This is a genomic window from Vibrio sp. Vb1166 (assembly GCF_033338695.1).
In the GTDB taxonomy this organism is placed as follows: Bacteria; Pseudomonadota; Gammaproteobacteria; order Enterobacterales; family Vibrionaceae; genus Vibrio; species Vibrio alginolyticus.
In genome coordinates this window covers 239032-259386 of the sequence record NZ_JAWOTE010000003.1, presented here as the reverse complement: position 1 = coordinate 259386, position 20355 = coordinate 239032, and the positions used below count along the sequence as shown (strand labels likewise).

At 45.6% G+C, this 20355-nt stretch carries 18 protein-coding genes; 9 read left to right on the top strand and 9 right to left on the bottom strand.

The window, feature by feature from the left end:
* Positions 1–48: 48 nt before the first annotated feature.
* Both R7E51_RS05545 and R7E51_RS05540 read right to left on the bottom strand, forming a co-directional pair.
* Positions 49–435 carry a GlcG/HbpS family heme-binding protein gene (locus R7E51_RS05545; RefSeq protein ID WP_017821615.1) on the bottom strand — a complete coding sequence of 129 codons (387 nt, stop codon included), beginning with the start codon at positions 433–435 and terminating at the stop codon, positions 49–51.
* Positions 436–444: 9 nt separating this feature from the next.
* Positions 445–1413 (bottom strand): aldo/keto reductase, encoded by a 969-nt coding sequence (locus R7E51_RS05540; RefSeq protein WP_206957800.1) that lies wholly within the window; start codon positions 1411–1413, stop codon positions 445–447.
* A gap of 128 nt (positions 1414–1541) precedes the next feature.
* On the opposite strand from R7E51_RS05540, the gene R7E51_RS05535 reads away from it, so the two are divergent.
* The gene (locus R7E51_RS05535) at positions 1542–2417 is read left to right on the top strand and encodes a LysR family transcriptional regulator (RefSeq protein WP_017821617.1); all 876 of its coding nucleotides are present in this window, start codon (positions 1542–1544) and stop codon (positions 2415–2417) included.
* A 9-nt stretch (positions 2418–2426) separates the two neighbouring features.
* On the opposite strand, the gene R7E51_RS05530 is transcribed toward R7E51_RS05535, so the two are convergent.
* Positions 2427–4184 carry an SgrR family transcriptional regulator gene (locus R7E51_RS05530; RefSeq protein ID WP_017821618.1) on the bottom strand — a complete coding sequence of 586 codons (1758 nt, stop codon included), beginning with the start codon at positions 4182–4184 and terminating at the stop codon, positions 2427–2429.
* A 565-nt stretch (positions 4185–4749) separates the two neighbouring features.
* On the opposite strand from R7E51_RS05530, the gene R7E51_RS05525 reads away from it, so the two are divergent.
* Together R7E51_RS05525 and R7E51_RS05520 are read left to right on the top strand one after the other, a co-directional pair.
* Positions 4750–5289, top strand: a complete 540-nt coding sequence (locus R7E51_RS05525; RefSeq protein WP_005385152.1) for a redoxin domain-containing protein — start codon at positions 4750–4752, stop codon at positions 5287–5289.
* 512 nt (positions 5290–5801) lie between these two features.
* Complete coding sequence (locus R7E51_RS05520) at positions 5802–6485, top strand: hypothetical protein (RefSeq protein WP_017821619.1); 684 nt, start codon at positions 5802–5804, stop codon at positions 6483–6485.
* 195 nt (positions 6486–6680) lie between these two features.
* Here R7E51_RS05520 and R7E51_RS05515 read toward each other — a convergent pair whose 3' ends face one another.
* Positions 6681–7046: a winged helix-turn-helix transcriptional regulator gene (locus R7E51_RS05515; RefSeq protein WP_017821620.1), complete on the bottom strand. Its 366-nt coding sequence runs from the start codon at positions 7044–7046 to the stop codon at positions 6681–6683.
* A gap of 167 nt (positions 7047–7213) precedes the next feature.
* Positions 7214–7798, bottom strand: a complete 585-nt coding sequence (locus R7E51_RS05510; RefSeq protein ID WP_005375454.1) for an NAD(P)H-dependent oxidoreductase — start codon at positions 7796–7798, stop codon at positions 7214–7216.
* 270 nt (positions 7799–8068) lie between these two features.
* Here R7E51_RS05510 and R7E51_RS05505 point away from each other — a divergent pair, with 270 nt between their 5' ends.
* Together R7E51_RS05505 and arsB are read left to right on the top strand one after the other, a co-directional pair.
* Complete coding sequence (locus tag R7E51_RS05505; protein ID WP_009706198.1) at positions 8069–8410, top strand: ArsR/SmtB family transcription factor; 342 nt, start codon at positions 8069–8071, stop codon at positions 8408–8410.
* Between the two features lie 85 nt (positions 8411–8495).
* Complete coding sequence (arsB, locus tag R7E51_RS05500; protein ID WP_005385145.1) at positions 8496–9551, top strand: ACR3 family arsenite efflux transporter; 1056 nt, start codon at positions 8496–8498, stop codon at positions 9549–9551.
* A 36-nt stretch (positions 9552–9587) separates the two neighbouring features.
* Here the strand turns inward: arsB and R7E51_RS05495 are convergent, their stop codons facing one another.
* Entirely contained in the window at positions 9588–10367 is a 780-nt protein-coding gene (locus R7E51_RS05495) for an AraC family transcriptional regulator (protein ID WP_017635229.1), read from the bottom strand.
* A 19-nt stretch (positions 10368–10386) separates the two neighbouring features.
* Complete coding sequence (locus tag R7E51_RS05490; RefSeq protein WP_017821511.1) at positions 10387–10920, bottom strand: YbhB/YbcL family Raf kinase inhibitor-like protein; 534 nt, start codon at positions 10918–10920, stop codon at positions 10387–10389.
* A gap of 187 nt (positions 10921–11107) precedes the next feature.
* Between R7E51_RS05490 and R7E51_RS05485 the strand changes: the two genes are divergently transcribed.
* The 4 genes from R7E51_RS05485 (at position 11108) to R7E51_RS05470 (ending at position 15085) form a co-directional block, all read left to right on the top strand.
* On the top strand, positions 11108–11899 hold the full coding sequence (locus R7E51_RS05485; protein WP_017821512.1) for a PhzF family phenazine biosynthesis protein: 792 nt from the start codon (positions 11108–11110) through the stop codon (positions 11897–11899).
* Between the two features lie 207 nt (positions 11900–12106).
* Positions 12107–13057, top strand: coding sequence for an HlyD family secretion protein (locus R7E51_RS05480; RefSeq protein WP_439334140.1), 951 nt, complete (start codon positions 12107–12109; stop codon positions 13055–13057).
* Between the two features lie 4 nt (positions 13058–13061).
* Positions 13062–13988, top strand: coding sequence for an ABC transporter ATP-binding protein (locus R7E51_RS05475; protein WP_054701300.1), 927 nt, complete (start codon positions 13062–13064; stop codon positions 13986–13988).
* Positions 13988–15085: an ABC transporter permease gene (locus R7E51_RS05470; RefSeq protein WP_017635233.1), complete on the top strand. Its 1098-nt coding sequence runs from the start codon at positions 13988–13990 to the stop codon at positions 15083–15085. Before R7E51_RS05475 ends, R7E51_RS05470 begins: the two co-directional genes overlap by 1 nt.
* Positions 15086–15194: 109 nt before the next feature.
* Here the strand turns inward: R7E51_RS05470 and R7E51_RS05465 are convergent, their stop codons facing one another.
* On the bottom strand, positions 15195–15566 hold the full coding sequence (locus R7E51_RS05465) for a hypothetical protein (protein ID WP_005375433.1): 372 nt from the start codon (positions 15564–15566) through the stop codon (positions 15195–15197).
* Between the two features lie 391 nt (positions 15567–15957).
* Positions 15958–20196 carry a formate dehydrogenase subunit alpha gene (gene fdhF / locus R7E51_RS05460; protein ID WP_206957801.1) on the bottom strand — a complete coding sequence of 1413 codons (4239 nt, stop codon included), beginning with the start codon at positions 20194–20196 and terminating at the stop codon, positions 15958–15960.
* Positions 20197–20355 lie beyond the last annotated feature (159 nt).

The following is a 20355-nucleotide window of genomic DNA, read 5'->3' as shown; positions in this document are numbered from 1 at the left end:
TGAGTACAAAGCTGGACAAAGCATCACACCTACTGATAAACATTATACTCAACGCGCGTTTAATACTTCCATCGCAAGTGCTTCATCATCTTGCTCAGCCAAACCGCTAATGCCAATTGCACCGACGATTTTCCCCTCTTGTTCTATAGGCACACCACCCATAAAGCCTGTGATCTTCGGGTCAGTCCAATAACTCAACTGCTTACCCGTCTCACGAGCCCAAGCACCCAGATTGCCGCTAGGCTGACGGTCTCTAGCCGAGGTGTAAGCTTTGTTCTGGGCCAACAAACCTGCTTGCAGACTCACATCATCCATTCGGGCAAAACCGAGCAATTCTCCATGTGTATCAACCACGGCAACCGCAATGTTTTGCTTGCGAGCAGTCGCAATTTCCAATGCCGTTTGAATCAGAGTTTGAACTTGTACGTATTTCATTTTTCTCTCCTACGGGATCTCATGACCAAGGGTTTTCTCGAGCAAGCCATACCAATGGCTGCGCGACAGCGTGACGTTTTCCACTTGAGCACAAGCGCGAATACGTTGTGGGTTTGCAGTACCAATAACAGGCTGAATTTGGTTTGGATGACGCGTCAGGAAGGCTAAAACAATCGCCTCAGACGACACGCCATATTCAGCTGCCAGCGCCATCACCATCTCCGCCGTCTGTCTGGTGTTGTGATCATCAGAATGTAAGCCACGCTCTGAGAATCTTCCTTGCGCCATACTGCCCCACGCTTGCAGTTGGATATTGTGCTTACGGGCATGTTCCAGTGTTCCTGCAACGTAATCAGATGCCGACGAAGGAAGCCCCATGCCTTGCTTGATGAAGTCAGACTTAGCCAGACTCATTTCCAACTGGTTCGCCACGATAACTTCACCCGTAGCTTGTTGGAGAAGATCAATTTGAGCACTGTTCATGTTAGAGACACCAAAGTGGTTAACTTTGCCAGCTTGTTTCAGTGCTTGGAGCGCTGTGCCCAGTTCTTCAAATTCAACCAAAGGATCCGGGCGATGCAGCATCAAAACATCAAGGTTTTCCACGCCAAGGCGTTCAAGAATGCTCTCAACAGAAGCCGTCACCCATTTAGCAGAGAAGTCATACTGCTTCACACCTTGCTCATCTCCTAGACGGATGCCGCACTTGGATTGCAGATAAATTCGTTCTCGTAACGTTGAGTCATTGGCTAAGATGCGCCCAAATACTTCTTCTGCCTTACCGAATTTGTAGATATCCGCATGATCAAAGAGATTAATGCCTACCTCTAATGCTGCCTCTACAGCGGCATAAGCTTGGTTTTCATCTTGGGCGGTTAATGGGTTGCGATTCCACTCCCCTCCAAGCCCCATGCAGCCGAAGACCAAGCGGCTAACGTTAGGTAAGGTTTTGGCGAGCGGTAGTGTTGGGTTGTTCATCGTTGTTCTCACTTTTCCGATTTCTGCATTTTCAATTTCTGAAATTAACTCGAACCATCTTACCGTTCGTAAAAATTAGTTTAATACCGTAAAATCGAATTCATTATCCTCGTTAGCGAACAATCGAGATGACAGATTACAAAAGAATTGAAAAACTGATGCTGTTTGCCGAAGTGGCTCAAACACTCAACTTTTCTAGGGCAGCGGAGCAACTTGGCATTTCTAAAAGTTACCTGTCAGAACAAGTCAAGCGATTGGAATCGGAACTCGCTACGCCTTTGATTGTTCGAACTACACGCAGCGTGAGATTGACGGCAGAAGGTGAATCGATCTTTGCGCAAGCGGAAGATCTCAAACGACGCGTAATGGAAATGGAAAAGAGTTTAAGTCAGCAATCTGAGCAAATAGACGGCCTGATTCGGCTTACCGCTCCCAAGATGTTTGCTGAAGCGGTACTGCATGATTTATGTGTGGCGTTTCGCGCTCTACATCCAAACGTAGAGTTCGATATCCTTTCTAGCTATCAAGCGTTTAATCTGACGGAAACCAGCGTCGACTTTGCGTTTCGAGCGACAAGAACGCCGCCAGAGAATATGATTGCTCATCACCTTTTGGACTACTACCACTGGCTGGTTGCCTCTACTGAGTATCTGCAAGAACAAGGCACGCCGGAGACATTAGGTGATTTAAAAAGCCATCAATGCTTAACCACGTTGCATCAAAAAGAATGGCCTTTAAAAACGGGAACGGTTCAAACCCAAGGTTGGCTTTCAAGCAATGAAAACCGCCTACTCAAAGAATCGGCCCTGTCCGGCAATGGCATCGCTCGATTAGCAAGTTACTTTGTCGAGCAAGACGTTGATAATGGCCGACTAGTGCAGGTTCTATCGGAAGAAACGGACCACCAGCACAACGCAGTGTACTTGGTGTATCCGCAACTTATCTATCAATCGGCGAAAACCAAAGCCTTCATTGAATTCGTGAAGCAGCACTTTGCTAAATAACTAAGGCAGTTAATCCGCTGACCACACCGAGCGAATATCTGGCCAACCCCAGTTAGTTAAAGCGACGTCTTCTAACACACCTTGGAAGCGCAAAGTTTGTGTATGGTGGAACATAGGTGCAATCCAATACTCGCTGATCAACGTCGATGCAATTGGCTCCAATGCATTAAGGTACTCCTCAAGTGGAACGAAAGATCTGACTCTCTGTAGTTGTTCATCTAACCATTGTGCGTTCTTTTCTCCCAAAGTGTGGAATAGCACAGCGTTGCTGAAGAAGTTCGTGAACGCTGAGGCATGACGATTATCATCTAGGTTTATGTTCGTTACGACCATTGTCTCATTTAGCTCACCGTTCTTAGCCTTCTCGTTCAGCTCACGGTAGGAATACATAACAATTTCTACTTTACTGCCAACACTCGCCAAACGATTAGAAATAGCCCGCGCACAGCGACGCAATGCGGTATAGTTATATCCTGCTATCGTAATGTGTTTAGGTAACTTAAGCGGCTCACTGAACGGACGGAGCACTGGCTTCCAACCTGGTAGCAGGTTATAAGCGGGTATACTCCCAAACACAATATTCTCGCGGCGCATCACTTCGGCCAAGTGCTCAGGTTGAATTAGCTCACTAATATAACGGCGCTGCGCTAAAGAGAGTTTGTGCTTAGCGTGCTGATTAAATAAGGTGAATAAGCAACCATCTTCTATTCGGCTACGCTTGCTCGCCGATGAGTTTTCTCGGTTTTGCGTCGACATATAGTGTCCACACAAATCCTCCTCGGGCGAAGCATCCCTTTGCAACGTATTTGCTGCCAATGACGGGTTCTCCATTTGCTCGTCATTAACAATCCAGATAGTCACCAAATCCGTTAGAACTCTACATGCGTAGTAACCATTAAATGCTTGCAGTTTTAAACGACTTTCATTGTGCTCGACAACAGAGAATGGGCCACTTCCGACCACCAGCTTGTTATTCGCTACGTTAACTTGGCTTACTGGTTGAATGCCGTATTTCACCCCAGAAATAAGTCCAGCAAAGCCCAAGTCAGCTCGATTAAGCTTAAAAACAACTTTCAATGGCGTTGGCGCAGTGATGTTAGCGACATGTGCCAATTCTTTTTCGTAATACTGTAGTGAACTCAATTTTGCAAACAAGCTAACCACTGTTTCTGCATCAATGGAATTACCATTATGAAAAGTCAGACCTGGACGAAGGTAGAAAGTCCATTCGTAGGTGTCTTCGTCATAACGCCAGTGATGTGCGAGTTCTGGTTGCACTTTCCCATTGTGATCACTCGAAACTAAGCAACAATAGATTTGCCTTAATAAGAAACGTTCGCTGCTACGCTGAAGTTGATGTGGAACGACGCGCTCAAACATTCGCTTATAGGTTAATTGAATATTGAGCTGTCCTTCTTGAACAGAAGCACCAGACGTTGTTTTTAACAAACGGCCAAATGCCATTTCGTCTTCATCTAATATCGCCAGTGCTTTTTCATACTTGCCTAACTTGATACGTTCAAGAGCCAAGCTCTCTTTTAAAACGTCTAACTCCATATTCAGAATAAGAGTCGATCGTTGGTTCCGCCCAGCTTTCGGGTGCCAGCTCAACCACGCCTTCTGCTGCATCTGCGTTAGCAGGCTACGAGCATGCCGAGAAGAAGTGAACATGATGTCGGCAATGTCCTGTAACGTGGTTTTTGTTTCATCACCAACGCTAAACGAGAGTAATCGTTGGTAATAGCGAAACAAATTGAGATCAGACACTGAATCAACCTTAGATCTGTGAAGTTTGTGGATAGGAATAGTTTACTTAAGTTGGCGGTAATAAAATAAGAAAACTTCCTAATTATCTGTTCCCCTTTTCCACAATTAACCTCCAAATTCGGCTTTAAAGCCCCATATATTTACGTTATTAGGAAAAAAGCCAACAAAAGCACTCTCTTTTTTATATCCCCTTTTATACACATAATTTACTCGTCAGCGTAAAGGAGGAAGAAATGAAGAAGCCAATGATGGCGTACTTTTTTCAGCAACGCCTAGCTCAATCGAGTAATAAAATAGAAGTGATGACTCTGGTTTATCTTAACGATATGTTCCAGTGGTCATAGCCTAACCTCAAGCAGAACTTAGCTCCTGATACTACACCCCCACTTCGTTGTATCTTAAGTTCTGCTTTTTCATCTTTTGCACTCTACTACCTTATTGCAGGTTACTAAAAGTTAACTAGTTGAAACACAGCAAAACAGAGTCTACATTGAAGTCTCATCCCCCAATCGCTTTGTTGAGAAAGGGGCATTCATGGATATACACCACCAATTCGGGAGTCAATATGGCAACTTCAGTGAAACTTAAAGCGGGCGACAGCTTCCCTCATCTTCAAGCCACTTTGCTAGATGGTTCAAGCGTAACGTTGGGTCAGCCGCAAGGTGATGCGACTTGGCAAGCAGTATTCGTTTATCGTGGTAAACACTGCCCTCTTTGTACTAAGTACCTCAACGAGCTTGAGAGTTACAAACAGGCTTTCGCTGATGCTGGCGTCGATATTCTTGCCGTTTCTGGCGATTCAAAAGCACAGCTAGAGGGGCATCTAGAGAAACTCGAAATCAGCTTCCCTATCGCTTACGGCCTGACCGAAGAACAAATGAAAACGCTAGGCTTGTATGTATCTATTCCTCGATCTGAACAGGAAACCGATCATAATTTCGCAGAACCAGGTCTGTTTGTGGTGAATGAACACGGCGACTTACACGTGGTGGATATTTCAAACAACCCGTTTGTTCGCCCTGAGCTTGGCGCGCTATCACGCGGATTGGCATGGATTCGCGATCCAAACAATAACTACCCTATCCGTGGCACATTGGATTACTAATATCTTCTACACCCAAGTAAACTTTCTATCCTTAAATAAGCTAAGATTCTTGCCTTAGTGAGAATAACTTGGAATGCATATCAGATCCGTGAGATCTGATATGTATCAACAAGTTGGAAATAGAGTCCTTGTTCATTATACAACGCCTTGATGAAAAACAAGATCAGTGAAGCCCAGGCTCCCCTCAAACAACGTTAGTTATTTACTTCTAAGTCACTTTCGCGATAAATACATGAAATTAAGACTAAAAACTTAGACTTAACGGATATATAAATCATAACGGTACCTACACAAGTAGTTGGCTAGCGATTATTATCCTATTGCAACTCACAATTGTGCAAATCTAATAATTCATACCATAAATGAAAACATAGATACCGTAAGAGACAAAATAAAAGCAAACGATTAAATTACCAATAAAACACCGTTCAATTAAAATAAAAAACATTTCACTTTATAAAAATGTAATTAATCGTTATTTGCAATCACACATCTTAATTGAGAAATACAGTATGAATAAAATCTCTTTGCTTTATATGGCCGTTTGTATCGGATTAGTTGGATGCGGTTCAGGAGGAAGCGACAACGATCCAGCAAAAGATATACATCCCACCATTTCAAATCCGGAACAAGTCAACGCAATGACGGTGGACAAAGGTCATTTCTATTGTTCTGTAAACCAACAAAAACTGGAACACGGAGGGACATCTGCAACTATGTCCTACCTGATTGAAAAGAAAAGAAATTCTACGGTTGTCGACGATTATGAATGTACCGAATACGGTTTAAAGAAAGGTGAGTCAATTATCGTCACTAAAAGTGCAATTGAAAACTTTTCATACTCAAAACATTATAAAAGCACGAAGAAGAATGACATTAATAGGTTTAAAATCATCTACCCTACAGGGCTTACGACTCCGATTAATAAAGATTATGAAAAAATTACGATCACGTATAATACGGAGAGACCTGACGTTAACATTAAGATAATTCAATATTTTGACGAAAAGTCTAAATTATATACCATCAAAAAATATGAAAGCCACGTTAACGACAACTCACCAATAGGTTTAGTTGAGAAAGAGGAATTCGATAAATATTCCGATTTTGAAAAGAAACTGGAATTAAATAGTGCTTTTTTAAATTCAACTGAAGTGAGTGATTTATTCTACAACTTATTAAGCATGATAAAATAATAACTAAAAATCAAAAATTTAAAAAGTACGATTATGCTCAAGTAGCTTCGATATGCCTGACTAGAAAGAGTACGTTGTTTTACGAAACAAATTACGATTTGAATAAAGCACATCTAAGTTACTTGGGTATAAACGGCGATGTATTGTTAATCAGCTTTCAAAAGAGAGTGACGTTTGCGATTAACTACTTTGGTCTTAACGAAGCTCAATTTGATGCTTTTCAGACCAAATTCGCAAATCATCAAGAATCTTAAGTGCGGTACGGCCGAACTCTGTTAGCTCATAGCTGACTGCAATTGGGCGATCGCTGATCACTTTGCGTACCACCATACCTTCCGCTTCTAGCTCTTTGAGGCGCTGGTCGATCATCTTTTTGCTTGCGCCGCCTAGCATGCGTGCTAAGTCATTGAAACGAACTGGGCCGTCTTTCAAATGAAAAATCAAAGAGCCTTTCCATTTACCACCAATTAGACGCATCCCTTTCTCGATAGCACATGGCTCCGCACATACGTTCGCCACTGACTTACGACCTTTGCTATCTACACTGATTCTGCTTTCCACAATACACCTCAAGATACGCACCTAATCTAGGTAACGAAAAGTAAGCTAGATACATTTAGTGCTTTAGAGTAATAAAAACGTCACCTCGCCGCAAACAAATAAAAATGGACCGCATGCAGCAGTCCATCTCAATTCATCATTCAGTTCGCACTATGTTTCTAAAAGGATTAGAAGTTTTCGTTAATGTGCGCTTCGAAACGAACAAAATCGTTTTCGATATCTGCGTTCTTCATCACGTCGTAACAAGCGAATGTAGGCAGTGCTGACATACCAAAGAAGCGGAAGTTAGCGTGCATGTGGAACATCAAATCGTCCACGCCTTTACCTTGGAATAGGTATTCGTTCTCATCATCAAACGATTCTTCTGGCGCGTTGAATGTCAGTGACAGCATGTATTTGCTGTTGGTTTGAGTGCCGCCTGTACCATAGTTTTTCTTTGGTTCTTCTGCGCTACGGCCATCGAATGCACACAGTGCGCCGCCCATACCCGCAGTAAACACGTCGTCCATGTATTTTTTGAATGACCAAGGCACAGACATCCAGTTGATTGGGCTTTGGATGATCACGCGATCAGCCCATTCAAAGTGTGCGAGTTGCTCATCTACGTTGATCTCATCTTGCATTGTCACAACGCGAACCTCATGGCCTTTTGCTTGCAGAAGCGTCTGTGCTTTGTCGACAAGAGAAGCGTTTAGACGACCTTCTGAGTATGGTGATGGTTCGTGTGCATTGATGATCAGTACGTTGCTCATGGGATTACCTTTAAATAAGTTCACAAGATGACGCAATAACCATTGTGCGTCGGATGTGGTTTATTATGGTAACCTAGAAATATAGTGCAATTAGTTAACTTTTAGTAACCTACTTGAATTTTGATTATATTACTGTTTTTAAAAGAGATATTTTTTCAACTTTTTATTCATCGTTATTTTCCGATTAATTTTTTCATCGATTTGTTGCATCTTCCACAGAGCAGGCGTACACTTTATCGCAATTCGACGATTAACTATTAAGGCCAGCGAATGAGTGATAAGTGCAACGACACGTGCGAAGTTGTTTTTCAGACAACACAACAACAGCTCGAGAAAGAACAAACTCTAGCAGCACAAGCAAAAGCTTTGTCACATCCAGCACGTTTGCGCATTCTGCATATCCTGCACACTCTCGATACCATGGGCGGTTGTTTGAACAGTGATTTGGTTTCTGAACTCGGTCTTGCGCAATCTACTGTTTCCGAGCACTTGCGTATTCTAAAGCAAGCTGGCTTTATCAGCGCCGAGCCAAACCCACCTAAGGTGTGTTACCGCATTCAACGCGACGCGTTTGATCAGTTCAATCTAGGATTTTCCAAGTTATTTGATTAATTCCCTTTGCACGCTGGTCAGGCGTGCACAGATAAACTATACCTTTAACTATCGCCTTTCGACGATAAACGAATAAGAGAACACTATGACTACTCAAGTTTTAAATAGTGCCAGCGACAAAATGAGCTTCTTGGACCGTTACCTAACGGTGTGGATTTTTGTTGCAATGGCAATCGGTGTAGGTATTGGCGCAGCATTCCCTCAAGTTGCTGAGTGGAACGAGTCAATGTCAGTTGGTAGCACAAACGTACCGCTAGCGATTGGTTTGATTTTGATGATGTACCCGCCACTCGCAAAGGTGAACTACAACCTGCTAGGTACAGTGACGAAAGATAAAAAAGCGATCACGCTGTCTTTGGTCATGAACTGGATTGTCGGCCCTATTTTGATGTTCATCCTTGCATTGACTTTCCTAGGTGATCATCCGGGTTACATGGTTGGTATCATTTTGATCGGTCTTGCTCGTTGTATTGCGATGGTGCTTGTATGGAACGATATCGGTGGCGGTAACAAAGAATACGGCGCAGCCCTAGTTGCACTAAACAGCGCTTTCCAAATCGTGACTTACAGTGTGATGGCATGGTTGTTCATCACTGTGTTGCCACCAGTCTTTGGTTACGAAGGTTTCGTGGTTGATATCTCGATGATGGACATCGCGGAAAGTGTTCTGATTTACCTTGGTATTCCATTCCTAGCGGGCTTCCTAAGCCGCAAATGGCTGGTCGCTGCGAAAGGTGAACAATGGTACAACGACGTGTTCATCCCACGCATTTCACCAATTACGCTTATCGCCCTGCTTGCGACCATCGTACTGATGTTCAGCTTGAAAGGTGAAATGATTCTTGAACTGCCAATGGATGTATTCCGTGTAGCAATTCCACTGGCTATCTACTTTGTGTTGATGTTCTTTGTCAGCTTCTTCGTTGGTAAGAAAATGGGCATCGACTACGACAAAAATGCATCGATTGCTTTCACGGCAACAGGCAACAACTTTGAATTGGCAATTGCGGTTTCTATCGCGGTGTTTGGCCTAAACTCAGACCAAGCTTTTGCTGGTGTCATTGGCCCGCTGATCGAAGTGCCTGTGTTGATTGCTTTGGTGAATGTAGCATTGCGAATGAAAGCCAAATATTATGGCTAACCTAAAAAGCACAAAAAATACAAAAGCGGTAAAACATTAACTCACTACCGTTTTAATATACTCGCTGGGCGTTAGGCCGAACTTACTTTTAAAGCGTTGGCTAAAACGCCCCTCTGACTGATAACCACACAACTGTGCGAGCATAGCAACGTTATACGAGCCATTTTGCATCAAGTAAAGTGCGTGATTTAAGCGCACTTCCGCCAATACTTCACGATACTGGGTACCTTCTTGTTTCAGTTTGCGTATCAATGTTGCTCGGCTCATAGCAAAGTGCCCCGCGACCATGTCTAATGGATGCTCCTCCCCTGGAGAGCGCGATAAGTAACGACTAAGTTTCTGACTAAAAGAGATATGTGAACTCGAGAACAACCGATGCAATAACCCTCTCTCAGCTAGCTGCTGATATAGGCCCATAATCCAATAGCGTTGTGTCGCTTCACTTAAGCTTTCCCGCTCAAACGAAAACAAAGCATTTAACGTCGCTTTCAATGCTTTATCTGTCTCAACAACGGGTACATAGTTTCCTAATGCGTTGCTCATGCTTAGCTCCAACATTTCATCGCTAGGCACACAGTGAAAACTGAACATTCGAGAAAGAAATCGCCCTTGTAGAGGAAGGTTTTCAAAATTTAGGGATGCATTTGCTTCACAAAGCATGATATTTGGATCATGGATGTCGAGTACTTCATCTTTCCAGAAAAGATGTTTACTCCCCTTAACAATCTGAATAAGGCTTGGGGAGTGAATCCTGACATTACGAAGCTTCTGCTGCTGCTCCGCACGAAACAGCGTAACCTGATATTGGTGACCCATTCTCTCCCCTTATATTCAATTATCGCGTGTAAGTCGTGGTTAATGTCGCTTTACCCAAAGCAACACTATTCAAAGTAAACCCTACAATGGCTGGAGGCGTGTTTTCAGCCAAATTCAGTTCTTCAGTTGGCAATGACCACACCGTAAACTGGTAACGATGCATCCCATCATTCTTTGGAGGACACGCGCCGCCGAACCCCGTTGTGCCGTAGTCAATACGAGATTCTTTGCCGCCTAACTTGTTCATATCAATGCCTCGAGGCAGCTCGCTAACGGTGGATGGAATATTAAACGCTATCCAATGCCAAAAACCACTGCCTGTTGGCGCATCGGGGTCATACACGGTGATCGCAAAACTTTTTGTGCCCTTTGGAGCTTCTTTCCACATCAATTGTGGTGATTGATTCCCGCCATCACATCCCCAACCAGAGTATTCAAATGTCTTCGCCATCGGGTGGCCTTCTTGAATATCTCTACTCACGAGTTCAAATGCATGGGCAGAACCGACCGCAAAAACACTCAATGCCAAAACTGATTTGTAGATCGCTTTCATGTTTTTCTTCCTTTCAATGAATTCAACACTAGTGTAAGTACCCAGCAGTCCGAACCCTTGTCAGTAAGTATCAAAAAACACAAAATAATCTATAATTTTGACACTTTAAGATTCTAACACAAATTTCTTACTCTCTTAATTGCACTTGGTTTATGCTAATTAATCGCTCACGGAACAAGGAAGGAAAATGGAATTGGATATCTACGTGGTGGACGCCTTCACCGATACGCAATTCAAAGGCAACTCAGCAGCGGTGATACCATTAGAGGAATGGCTAGCCCCAGAATTGATGCAAAATATCGCGACAGAAAACAACTTATCAGAGACGGCTTTCCTAAAGTCCATTGGCGCAAACCAATATGAGATTCGTTGGTTCTCTCCGATTACTGAAATCGATTTCTGTGGACACGCAACACTGGCCTCTTCGTTAGTTCTGTTTGATGAGTTTGGCATTAATGGCACGATTGAATTTCATACTCTGGAAGTAGGGACCCTCACCGTAGAGAAGAATGCGCAAGGTAAGATCGAGATGACGTTCCCTGCTCGTCCTCCAAAAGCCGTTTCTGATATTCCCTCGGCATTGATTGAAGGCCTAAGTTGCGATGTGGAACGCGTACTGCTTAGCCCTCAAGCGTATTTCGTGGTGGTCGGCAACCAGCAGGAGGTACTTGAGGTTCAATACCGTTCAGAGCACCTCAAGACACTCGCTCCTTACGATGTGGTCGTTACCGCAAAAGGCGATCAACAAGACTTTGTATCTCGTTACTTTTGGCCTGCAAATGGTGGTGACGAAGACCCCGTAACTGGCTCGATTCACGCTGGGTTAGCACCGTTCTGGGCAGAAGCGTTAGGCAAAACATCACTGGTCGCTTACCAAGCTTCTCAGCGCGGAGGCATTTTGCACTGTGAAGTTACTGGCGAACAAGTAAGAGTATCTGGCGACGGCGTGCTCTACATGAAAGGCAAGATTTTTGTTTAAATGATTTTCATGTAATCAACTTAAAAGAGCCAAGTAAAGCACGGCTTCCGCAGGATCAAGCCAGCTTCAATAATTAATCAATTGATGAATATTGAAGGAATTAACTTCCTAGCCGGACAAAACTGACTCACGTTACACTGAATGCAGTCCCATACTCTTCTATAGCTTGATACGAGTTCGAGCTCACCTTCTTAGAGGAAGCGTCGCATGATGAAGCGAATCATTCTTGGCACCCTAGCCCTGACTCTTTTAACTGCCTGTTCCAAAGATGACGGACAGCAAGCCCTTGGCACATTAGAACGTGACCGCGTAACCTTCACTGCCACCTCTAGCGAGATAATTCGTGCCCTACCCATTAAGGAAGGCGGCCAAGTCACCGAAGGAGAAGTGCTGGTTCAGCTCGATACAAAGAACCAAGAAGCCGTTTTAGCTCACGCAGTTGCCGAACAAGCCAAGGCTGACGCCTATCTTTTGAAATTGACCAATGGTGAGCGACCAGAAGACATTGCCGCAGCGCAAGCACGCGTTGCCAGAGCGGAAGCTCAATTGGTTGAAGCGCAAAAGAACTACCAACGTAAAGCGGAGTTAGTCCGCAAGAAACTCATCAGCCAATCAGAAAAAGACACCGCTTTAGCAGCCAGAGATTCTGCCCGCGCTGAATTGGACTCCTCACAAGAAGAGTTCAGTAAACTGACGGCTGGCTCTCGCCCTGAAGATATTGAACAAGCGAAAGCCGCACTCATGGCTGCAAAAGCCGATGTAGCACTGCAAGAACAAAAGCTGGCAGAACTCACCATCACGGCCACGCGAGATGGCTTGTTAGATAACCTACCGTTTAACCTTGGTGAACGCGTTCCTGTTAATGGTATTGTTGCCGTAATTCAAGCCAGCCGCGTCCCATACGCTCGCGTTTATGTTCCTGCTAACTATCGAGTCGACTTTGTGCCGGGTAAAACGGTTAACGTGCATGTAGATGGCGTTGAGCAACCGTATAGCGGTACCGTTCGTTGGGTAGCAACTGAGCCTTCATTCACGCCTTATTTCGCGCTTACCGAGGAAGAACGTTCGCGTTTGATGTACTTAGCAGAAGTCGACCTTCAAGACTCCGCACAATCCTTGCCTTCAGGTATCCCAGCGCAAGTGGATTTGGTGGAGTAAGCCAATGACCGAATACGCGATTCAAGCTGAAAATGTAGTGAAAAAGTTTGGTGACTTCACCGCCATCAACAACATCACGCTTAATGTGCCCAAAGGCAGTATTTATGGTTTTCTTGGCCCCAACGGTTGCGGTAAATCGACAACCATTCGTGTGTTGACGGGCTTGCTTAGCCCAAGCGAGGGCAATGTCGATGTACTCGGGCTAGAGATCCCAAAACAATCTGAGCTTCTGCGCCTCAAGATTGGCTACATGACACAAAAGTTTTCCCTCTATGATGACCTGACGGTTCAAGAGAATCTTGAGTTTATTGGACAAATCTTTGGTATGGAAACCAAGACTCTGAAAGCTCGCATCGAAGAACAACTAGCCACCTACGGGCTCGACCAACTGCGTAAACAGCGCGTCGGCGGAATGAGTGGCGGCCAGAAACAACGCTTGTCTCTCGCCGCAGCCACTATGCACAAACCAGAGCTATTGTTTCTCGATGAACCCACATCTGCGGTTGACCCAGAAAACCGACGCGATTTCTGGGAGCAATTGTTTGATCTCTCTGACCAAGGTACGACGATTTTGGTCACTACGCACTACATGGATGAAGCAGAACGCTGCCATCGTCTGGCGATTATGGAAGCGGGCGAAATCCGCGCCGATGGTGAGCCAGAAGAACTCATGGCGCAAATGGGCGTTAACATCGTCGAAGTCAAAGCGGATAATTTACGCGAGCTAAAAGAGAAAGTCATTCGACGCGAAGAAGTACGCTCAGCCGCACAGCTCGGCATTCGCTTACGCATTTTAATCCACCAGCACATCGAAGAACCGATCGAATGGTTAACCCAGACCTTTCCTGAGCTTGATGGCTGCGAGATGAACATTGCTCGTCCTAGCTTGGAAGATGTGTTTGTCAGCGTTACGGGAGAAGGTCGCCAATGATGAAATCTATTGCCCGTATGAAAGCGGTAATGATCAAAGAGATCCGTCAGCTTTCACGTGACCGCATTACCTTTGGCATGGTCGTGATGATCCCGTTGATTCAGCTCCTGCTGTTCGGCTTTGCCATAAATACCGATATTCGCAACATTCCCGTTGGCGTCGTCGATCAAAGTGGCAGTACTGCCGGGCGTGTGATCACCGAGTCCGTCAAAGTCACGCAAGTGGTCGATGTGGTCGAAACCTTCGCTACCGCTTCAGAAGCCGAGCAAGCCATTCAAGACGGTTTGGTGCGAGCGGCTTTAATTCTGCCTAGCGACTTAACCCAACGTATGGTGCAAGGCAGAGAGCTTGGGCAGTGGATTGTGGATGGTTCAGACACCATGATCAGTTCTGCGATTCTCTCACTACAAACCATGCCGTTAACGGATTTTGATTTTGAGATACGCCCTGCCCCAACCAAAACCTTTGAAGTTGCGCTGTATTACAACCCGAGTCGGCGCTCGGCGGTAAACATTGTCCCTGGTTTGTTGGGTGTGATTCTGACCATGACGATGATCTTGTTCACCAGTGCAGCCATTGTCCGAGAACGAGAACGTGGCAATTTAGAGTTACTGATTACCACACCCATCCACTCCATCGAACTCATGGTGGCGAAGATCATTCCCTACATCTTTGTTGGTCTGATACAGGTGTTTATCATTTTAGGCTTGGGTCACTGGATATTTGGCGTGCCGATAAACGGCGCCATTAGTCAGATACTGTTTGGCACACTGTTGTTTATCGCCGCGAGTTTAACCTTAGGTTTGGTGATATCCACCATTGCAACGACACAGCTTCAGGCCATGCAGATGACGGTGTTTATTCTTTTGCCGTCGATTCTTCTGTCCGGATTTATGTTCCCTTATGAAGGAATGCCCGTCGCGGCACAATGGATATCAGAAGCCCTCCCAGCCACTCACTTTATGCGCATTATTCGTGGTGTGGTACTGCGCGGTGCAGATTTAATGGAGCTATGGCGAGATACAGTCTGGTTACTTGGATTCACTGTTATCGGCCTTATTGTCGCTTCATTTCGCTTCAAAAAATCACTCGACTAATCCCACGATATTGCGTTCATTCCTTAAAAACAAAAATAGCCCCAACGAAGGGCTATTTTTTGTTTGTGTATTCATACACTGTGCTATCGAGCTCAACTCTCAGACAATATTAATAGTACTCACCGTAGGAACAATCTCGTAAATCGGAAATATTGTAGTTTTTCAAAGAGTTTATTTTAAAGTTGAACACTACCTGTTTACAGACAACGCCTTCGCGATCCGTGTACGTGATAATACCTTCACTGTACGCTCGCTGACCATCAGAGGATGTCACGTCAGCAACAAGTTCCAAATGGCCCTTATGCGCGTCTACGCGATTCATCATCTCAAACACATCTACCCACTCTTCGCGATTTGCCATTTGTATTAGCATCGATTTCGCCTGTGTTTCCAACTGCTGGGGGTATACATAATAACGGTTGTAACCAAAGTATGCGCACATAAGTAATAAAACGAGTGCAAATGAGGTTGTTCTTGTCATACAAGCTTCCTCTTGTTGTTATAAAAATCTTGCTTCGTTAATTCAGTATAGGAAGCGAGCAAAGTTTAGGTTATAGAACTTGCCCAAATAACAGGGGACAGTCAGAGACAGTCAATTCTATGACAAGCTCAACAACAAACTTTATTGCACTCTCATCATGGGCTTGAACAAAAATACGCCACAGAGACAGCAAGAAGTAAGAAGTAAGAAGTAAGAAGTAAGAAGTAAGAAAGGAAAACTAACCGGAGCGCGGTGATAACAGAAAAGTAAAAGGAGTTTGAAGAAAAAGACAATCCGAGTGAATGTAGTGAGAGCGGAAATCAAGAGTAGATTATCCGCCCATCAACTAGGCTCAAATTGTCAGTGCCCACAACAACGTGACTCGCCGAATTTAAACGTGTTGGTAACTATCTTCGAGAGACTCTGTCTGCGTTGTCTTTTCGCTCACTTCCACTTTAACCGCAGCGACCTTGAACTCAGGGATCTTCGCATGCGGGTCAGTCGCCGTTGTCGTTAAACGGTTCACCGGCGATTCAACAAAGTGGAATGGAATGAACACCACTCCTTTTTGAATACGCTTAGTCACAAAAGCATCAATCTCAATGCTGCCGCGACGTGTAGACACCGTCAGACGCTGACCATTACTGATGCCAAGCGCTTCTGCGTCTTCCACGCTCACCATCGCACGAGGGCCAGCAAGATTATCCAACCCTTTGGTTTTGCGCGTCATGGTGCCGGTGTGGAACTGCTCAAGCACACGACCAGTCGTTAACACAAGCGGATACTCCTCATCTGGCAGTTCAGCCGCATAACGGAACGGTACGCCCACCATTTGCCCTTTACCACGAGTAAACTGGGTTTGGTGCATGATGCGAGTACCGGCAGGGTTGTTCTTGTTGCTCGGCCATTGCACACCGTTTGGCGTAATGGCATCCCAACGAAGACCCGCGTATTGAGGCGTCACTCGTGCGATTTCATTGGTGATATCAGACACGCAATGGTAATCCCAATCACTGCCCATGGCATTGGCGATTTCTTGAATAATCCACCAATCCTCTTTCGCTTCACCCGGCGCCGTTACGACCGGATTCACACGCTGAACACGACGCTCCGTATTGGTGAAGTGGCCCGCTTTCTCTGCAAACGAGCAAGAAGGCAGAACTACATCCGCGTATTGCGCAGTTTCCGTTAGGAAGATGTCTTGAACCACCAAGAAATCGAGTGCTTCTAAACCTTCAATCACATGCGCTTGGTTCGGGTCGCTCAATACTGGGTTCTCACCCATGATGTACATACCACGAACGTCACGATGGCAAGCCGCATCAATGATTTCTGTCAGGGTTAGACCTTGTTCAGAAGGCAGATTTGGTGCGTTCCATTCAATCGCAAACTTCTGACGCACAATTGGGTTATATACCTTTTGGTAGCCCGGGAAGCTGTTTGGCAAAGCACCCATATCACACGCGCCTTGCACGTTTGATTGACCACGCAACGGGTTGATACCACCACCTTCAATACCGATGTTGCCACACAGTAATTGCAGGTTAGCGATAGAACGCACGTTGTCATGACCTGTCGTATGCTGAGTGATACCCATCGAATAGTAAACAGCCGTACGATCTGCCGTACCGATCATGCGCGCCATTGCTTGAATGTCTTCGGCTTTTACGCCCGTAACCAACTCCACTTTATCGAGGTTGTAAGCTGGCGACATCACCTCTTGCAACAAGGTATCAAAGCCGTCGACACGTTCTTCGATGTACTCTTGATCGTACCAACCGTTCTTGATGATCTGCTGCATGACACCATTTAGGAGCATCACATCCGTACCCGGGCGGTGCGCCATATACAGCTCTGCATGCTCTGCCATATCGACACGTTTCGGGTCAGCCACAATCAAACGAGCGCCGTGGTGACGAATTGCTTGTTTGATATGTGAAGCGATAATCGGGTGCGCCGATGTGGTATCCGAACCAATAATAAAGATCACATCAGAGTGCTTAATGCTTGGAATGTCGTTGGTCATTGCACCACTACCCAGTGACGCCTCAAGACCGGTTACACTCGATGCGTGACACAAACGCGCACAGTGGTCGACGTTGTTAGTGCCCAGTTCACGACGGACAAATTTTTGGAACGCGTAGTTGTCTTCGTTGGTGGTTTTCGCTGAAGAGAAACCCGCTAATGCGTTGCTGCCAAAATCTTGCTTGATGCCAGAGAACTTGCTCGCAATCAGTTGAATCGCCTCTTCCCAGCTTGCAGGCTGCAACCAACCGTCTTTGCGGATCAAAGGCGTGGTAAGACGCTCTTCACTGCCTATGAAATCAAAACCAAAGCGCCCTTTCACACACAGCATGCCTTGGTTCACTGGCGAGTCACCGCCTTTCACGTAACGAATCGTATTGGTTGCTTCGTCCACGAACATAGTCAACTTACAACCCACACCACAGTACGTACAAATGGTGTCGACCGCTTTCAGATCTTCAGTACGACCTTGTGAACGGTCACGACTATCGACCATCGCGCCCGTTGGACACACTTGAACGCACGCGCCACATTGCACGCAGTTCGAATCGCTCATTAGGGTTAAGCCATTCTTGTTACTTCCAAAGTGTGGACGGTCGTCAGGACGTAATGCAGGACGACCTTGTTTGTCGCACACAAAGTTCAGTACGCCGTGCACGGCTTTGTCACGACACGCTTGGATGCACTGACCACAACTAATACAGCGGTTGGCATCAAACTCAATAAACTCAGAGCTACGGTCAACTTCGTACTTATGACGCAAGTCTTTCGCACGAAGATCTAACCAATCTTGATGCGATTTAATCTGCAAGGAGAAGTCAAAGCTTTGCTGAGCTTCATATTCGGTGGAGTAATCACGCAGCGCACAATCGGTATTTGCCTGACAGCCACATTCTAGACAGCGCGCGGCTTCCTTCATTGCTTCTTCGTTATCAAAACCCAACTCCACTTCAGCGAAGCTTTGCTCGCGTTGTGCTGGAGTCAGCTCAGGCATGATAGAGCGAGCGACTTTCTGGATGTTCTCGAAGTGAAGCGGATCGACTTGAGAGAGCTTCTTCTCTTTACGCGAGTTGAACGCTGCCTTTGGCATATCCGCCATATCGCCATTCAAAAATAGATCAATGGCTTTTGCCGCAACGCGGCCATCACCCACCGCTTCAACTGCCGTTGCTGGACCACGGCGGAAATCACCAATACTGAAGATGTTGCCCGTGCCGGTGTGCATGGTCTTTTCATCTGCATCAGAGGTATTCCAGCGCGTAAGTGGAATCGACAAATCTTCGCCCTCTAGGAAGCTCAGATCTGGCTTTTGCGATACTGCCGCAATCACGGTGTCGAACTCTTCGGTAAAGAACTCGCCGGTTGGTTTAGGGCTTCGACGACCAGATGCATCCGGCTCACCCAACGCCATGCGTTCTAGACGAATCGCATTCACGCGTCCGGTTTCATCGGCAAGGTTTTCTGCAGGGTTGGTCAAGAAGTGGAATTTCACCCCTTCGTGTTCCGCTTCGACAATCTCGTAGTCTTCTGCCGGCATTTCGTCACGGGTACGACGATAAATCAACGTGGTGTCTGCACCGGCACGACGCGCAGTACGAGCACAGTCAATTGCTGTGTTACCACCACCGATCACCGCGACTTTATGACCCGTTACATAGTTTTGCTCAGTAACGTAATCTTTAAGGTAATCAACGCCTAAGTAGCAACCTTCAAGGTCGCTGCCTGTGTAATGCATTTCAACCGCTTGAGACGCGCCAACAGCCAAACACACTGCGTCGTATTCTTCACTCAATTGAGAAAGCGTGAAATCCACACCCAGCTTTTGATTGGTGTGAACTTGCATGCCATTGCGGCACATCAGTTCGATTTCTTTATCGAGAATGTCTTTTGGTAAACGGTATTCTGGAATGCCATAACGCAACCAACCGCCCGCTTTTGGCATGGATTCAAAGACCGTAACGTCATAGCCTTCGTTCGATAGGTAGTAGCCAGCCGTTAGACCACCAGGACCACTGCCGACGACGGCAATGTTCAAACCTTTACTTGGTTTCTTTTCTGGCACGTAGGCTTCATGCGCAGACAAATCCGCATCCGCGGCATGACGTTTTAGCTGACGAATTGCAATAGGCTCATCGACTAGCGAACGGCGACATTCGCTCTCACAAAATGCAGGGCATACGCGGCCAATCGATAACGGCATAGGAAGCGTACGCTTAATCACTTCAATCGCTTTTTGATGATCGTTCTGTGCGATGTGATAAAGGTACGATTGGATATCCACGCCCGCAGGACACGCGGTTTTACATGGCGCTTCACAATCGGCGTAATGGTCCGTCATGATGCGGTTAAGTGCTTTTCTGCGGTGCTCGCTTAATTGTTCTGATTGCGTGACCACATTAAGGCCGCGGTAAACTTCGAGTTCACACGCACGCTTAGTACCGCCACTTTCGACTTCAACTACACACAAGTCACACGGTACTTTTTCATTACTTTTGTTCATTCCGCACAGCGATGGGATCTCGACCCCACACACTTTTGCTGCTTCTAAAAGGGTTAGACCCTCTTCTACAATTCTATATTTTCCATCGATGACAATTTCTATCATGCAACCCCCGCAGCAAAGCAAATCCAAATCTGCACAATTAAAACCATGCATTCTATAAGGATAATCATTTGTAAGACAAGTTAGTGTGATGTAAAACTTATAAACCACATTTTTCACGTGTCATAAAAAGCGAGGGCTTCTTTCGCTAACTTTCAACAC

Coding starts and splice junctions, on each gene's coding strand:
- R7E51_RS05505 (WP_009706198.1), top strand. CDS start 8,069: ATGAGTGATAAGTGCAACGACACGTGCGAAGTTGTTTTTCAGACAACA.
- R7E51_RS05525 (WP_005385152.1), top strand. CDS start 4,750: ATGGCAACTTCAGTGAAACTTAAAGCGGGCGACAGCTTCCCTCATCTT.
- R7E51_RS05475 (WP_054701300.1), top strand. CDS start 13,062: ATGACCGAATACGCGATTCAAGCTGAAAATGTAGTGAAAAAGTTTGGT.
- R7E51_RS05490 (WP_017821511.1), bottom strand. CDS start 10,920: ATGAAAGCGATCTACAAATCAGTTTTGGCATTGAGTGTTTTTGCGGTC.
- R7E51_RS05485 (WP_017821512.1), top strand. CDS start 11,108: ATGGAATTGGATATCTACGTGGTGGACGCCTTCACCGATACGCAATTC.
- R7E51_RS05465 (WP_005375433.1), bottom strand. CDS start 15,566: ATGACAAGAACAACCTCATTTGCACTCGTTTTATTACTTATGTGCGCA.
- R7E51_RS05480 (WP_439334140.1), top strand. CDS start 12,107: ATGATGAAGCGAATCATTCTTGGCACCCTAGCCCTGACTCTTTTAACT.
- fdhF (WP_206957801.1), bottom strand. CDS start 20,196: ATGATAGAAATTGTCATCGATGGAAAATATAGAATTGTAGAAGAGGGT.
- R7E51_RS05510 (WP_005375454.1), bottom strand. CDS start 7,798: ATGAGCAACGTACTGATCATCAATGCACACGAACCATCACCATACTCA.
- R7E51_RS05470 (WP_017635233.1), top strand. CDS start 13,988: ATGAAATCTATTGCCCGTATGAAAGCGGTAATGATCAAAGAGATCCGT.
- R7E51_RS05520 (WP_017821619.1), top strand. CDS start 5,802: ATGAATAAAATCTCTTTGCTTTATATGGCCGTTTGTATCGGATTAGTT.
- R7E51_RS05545 (WP_017821615.1), bottom strand. CDS start 435: ATGAAATACGTACAAGTTCAAACTCTGATTCAAACGGCATTGGAAATT.
- R7E51_RS05495 (WP_017635229.1), bottom strand. CDS start 10,367: ATGGGTCACCAATATCAGGTTACGCTGTTTCGTGCGGAGCAGCAGCAG.
- R7E51_RS05535 (WP_017821617.1), top strand. CDS start 1,542: ATGACAGATTACAAAAGAATTGAAAAACTGATGCTGTTTGCCGAAGTG.
- arsB (WP_005385145.1), top strand. CDS start 8,496: ATGACTACTCAAGTTTTAAATAGTGCCAGCGACAAAATGAGCTTCTTG.
- R7E51_RS05540 (WP_206957800.1), bottom strand. CDS start 1,413: ATGAACAACCCAACACTACCGCTCGCCAAAACCTTACCTAACGTTAGC.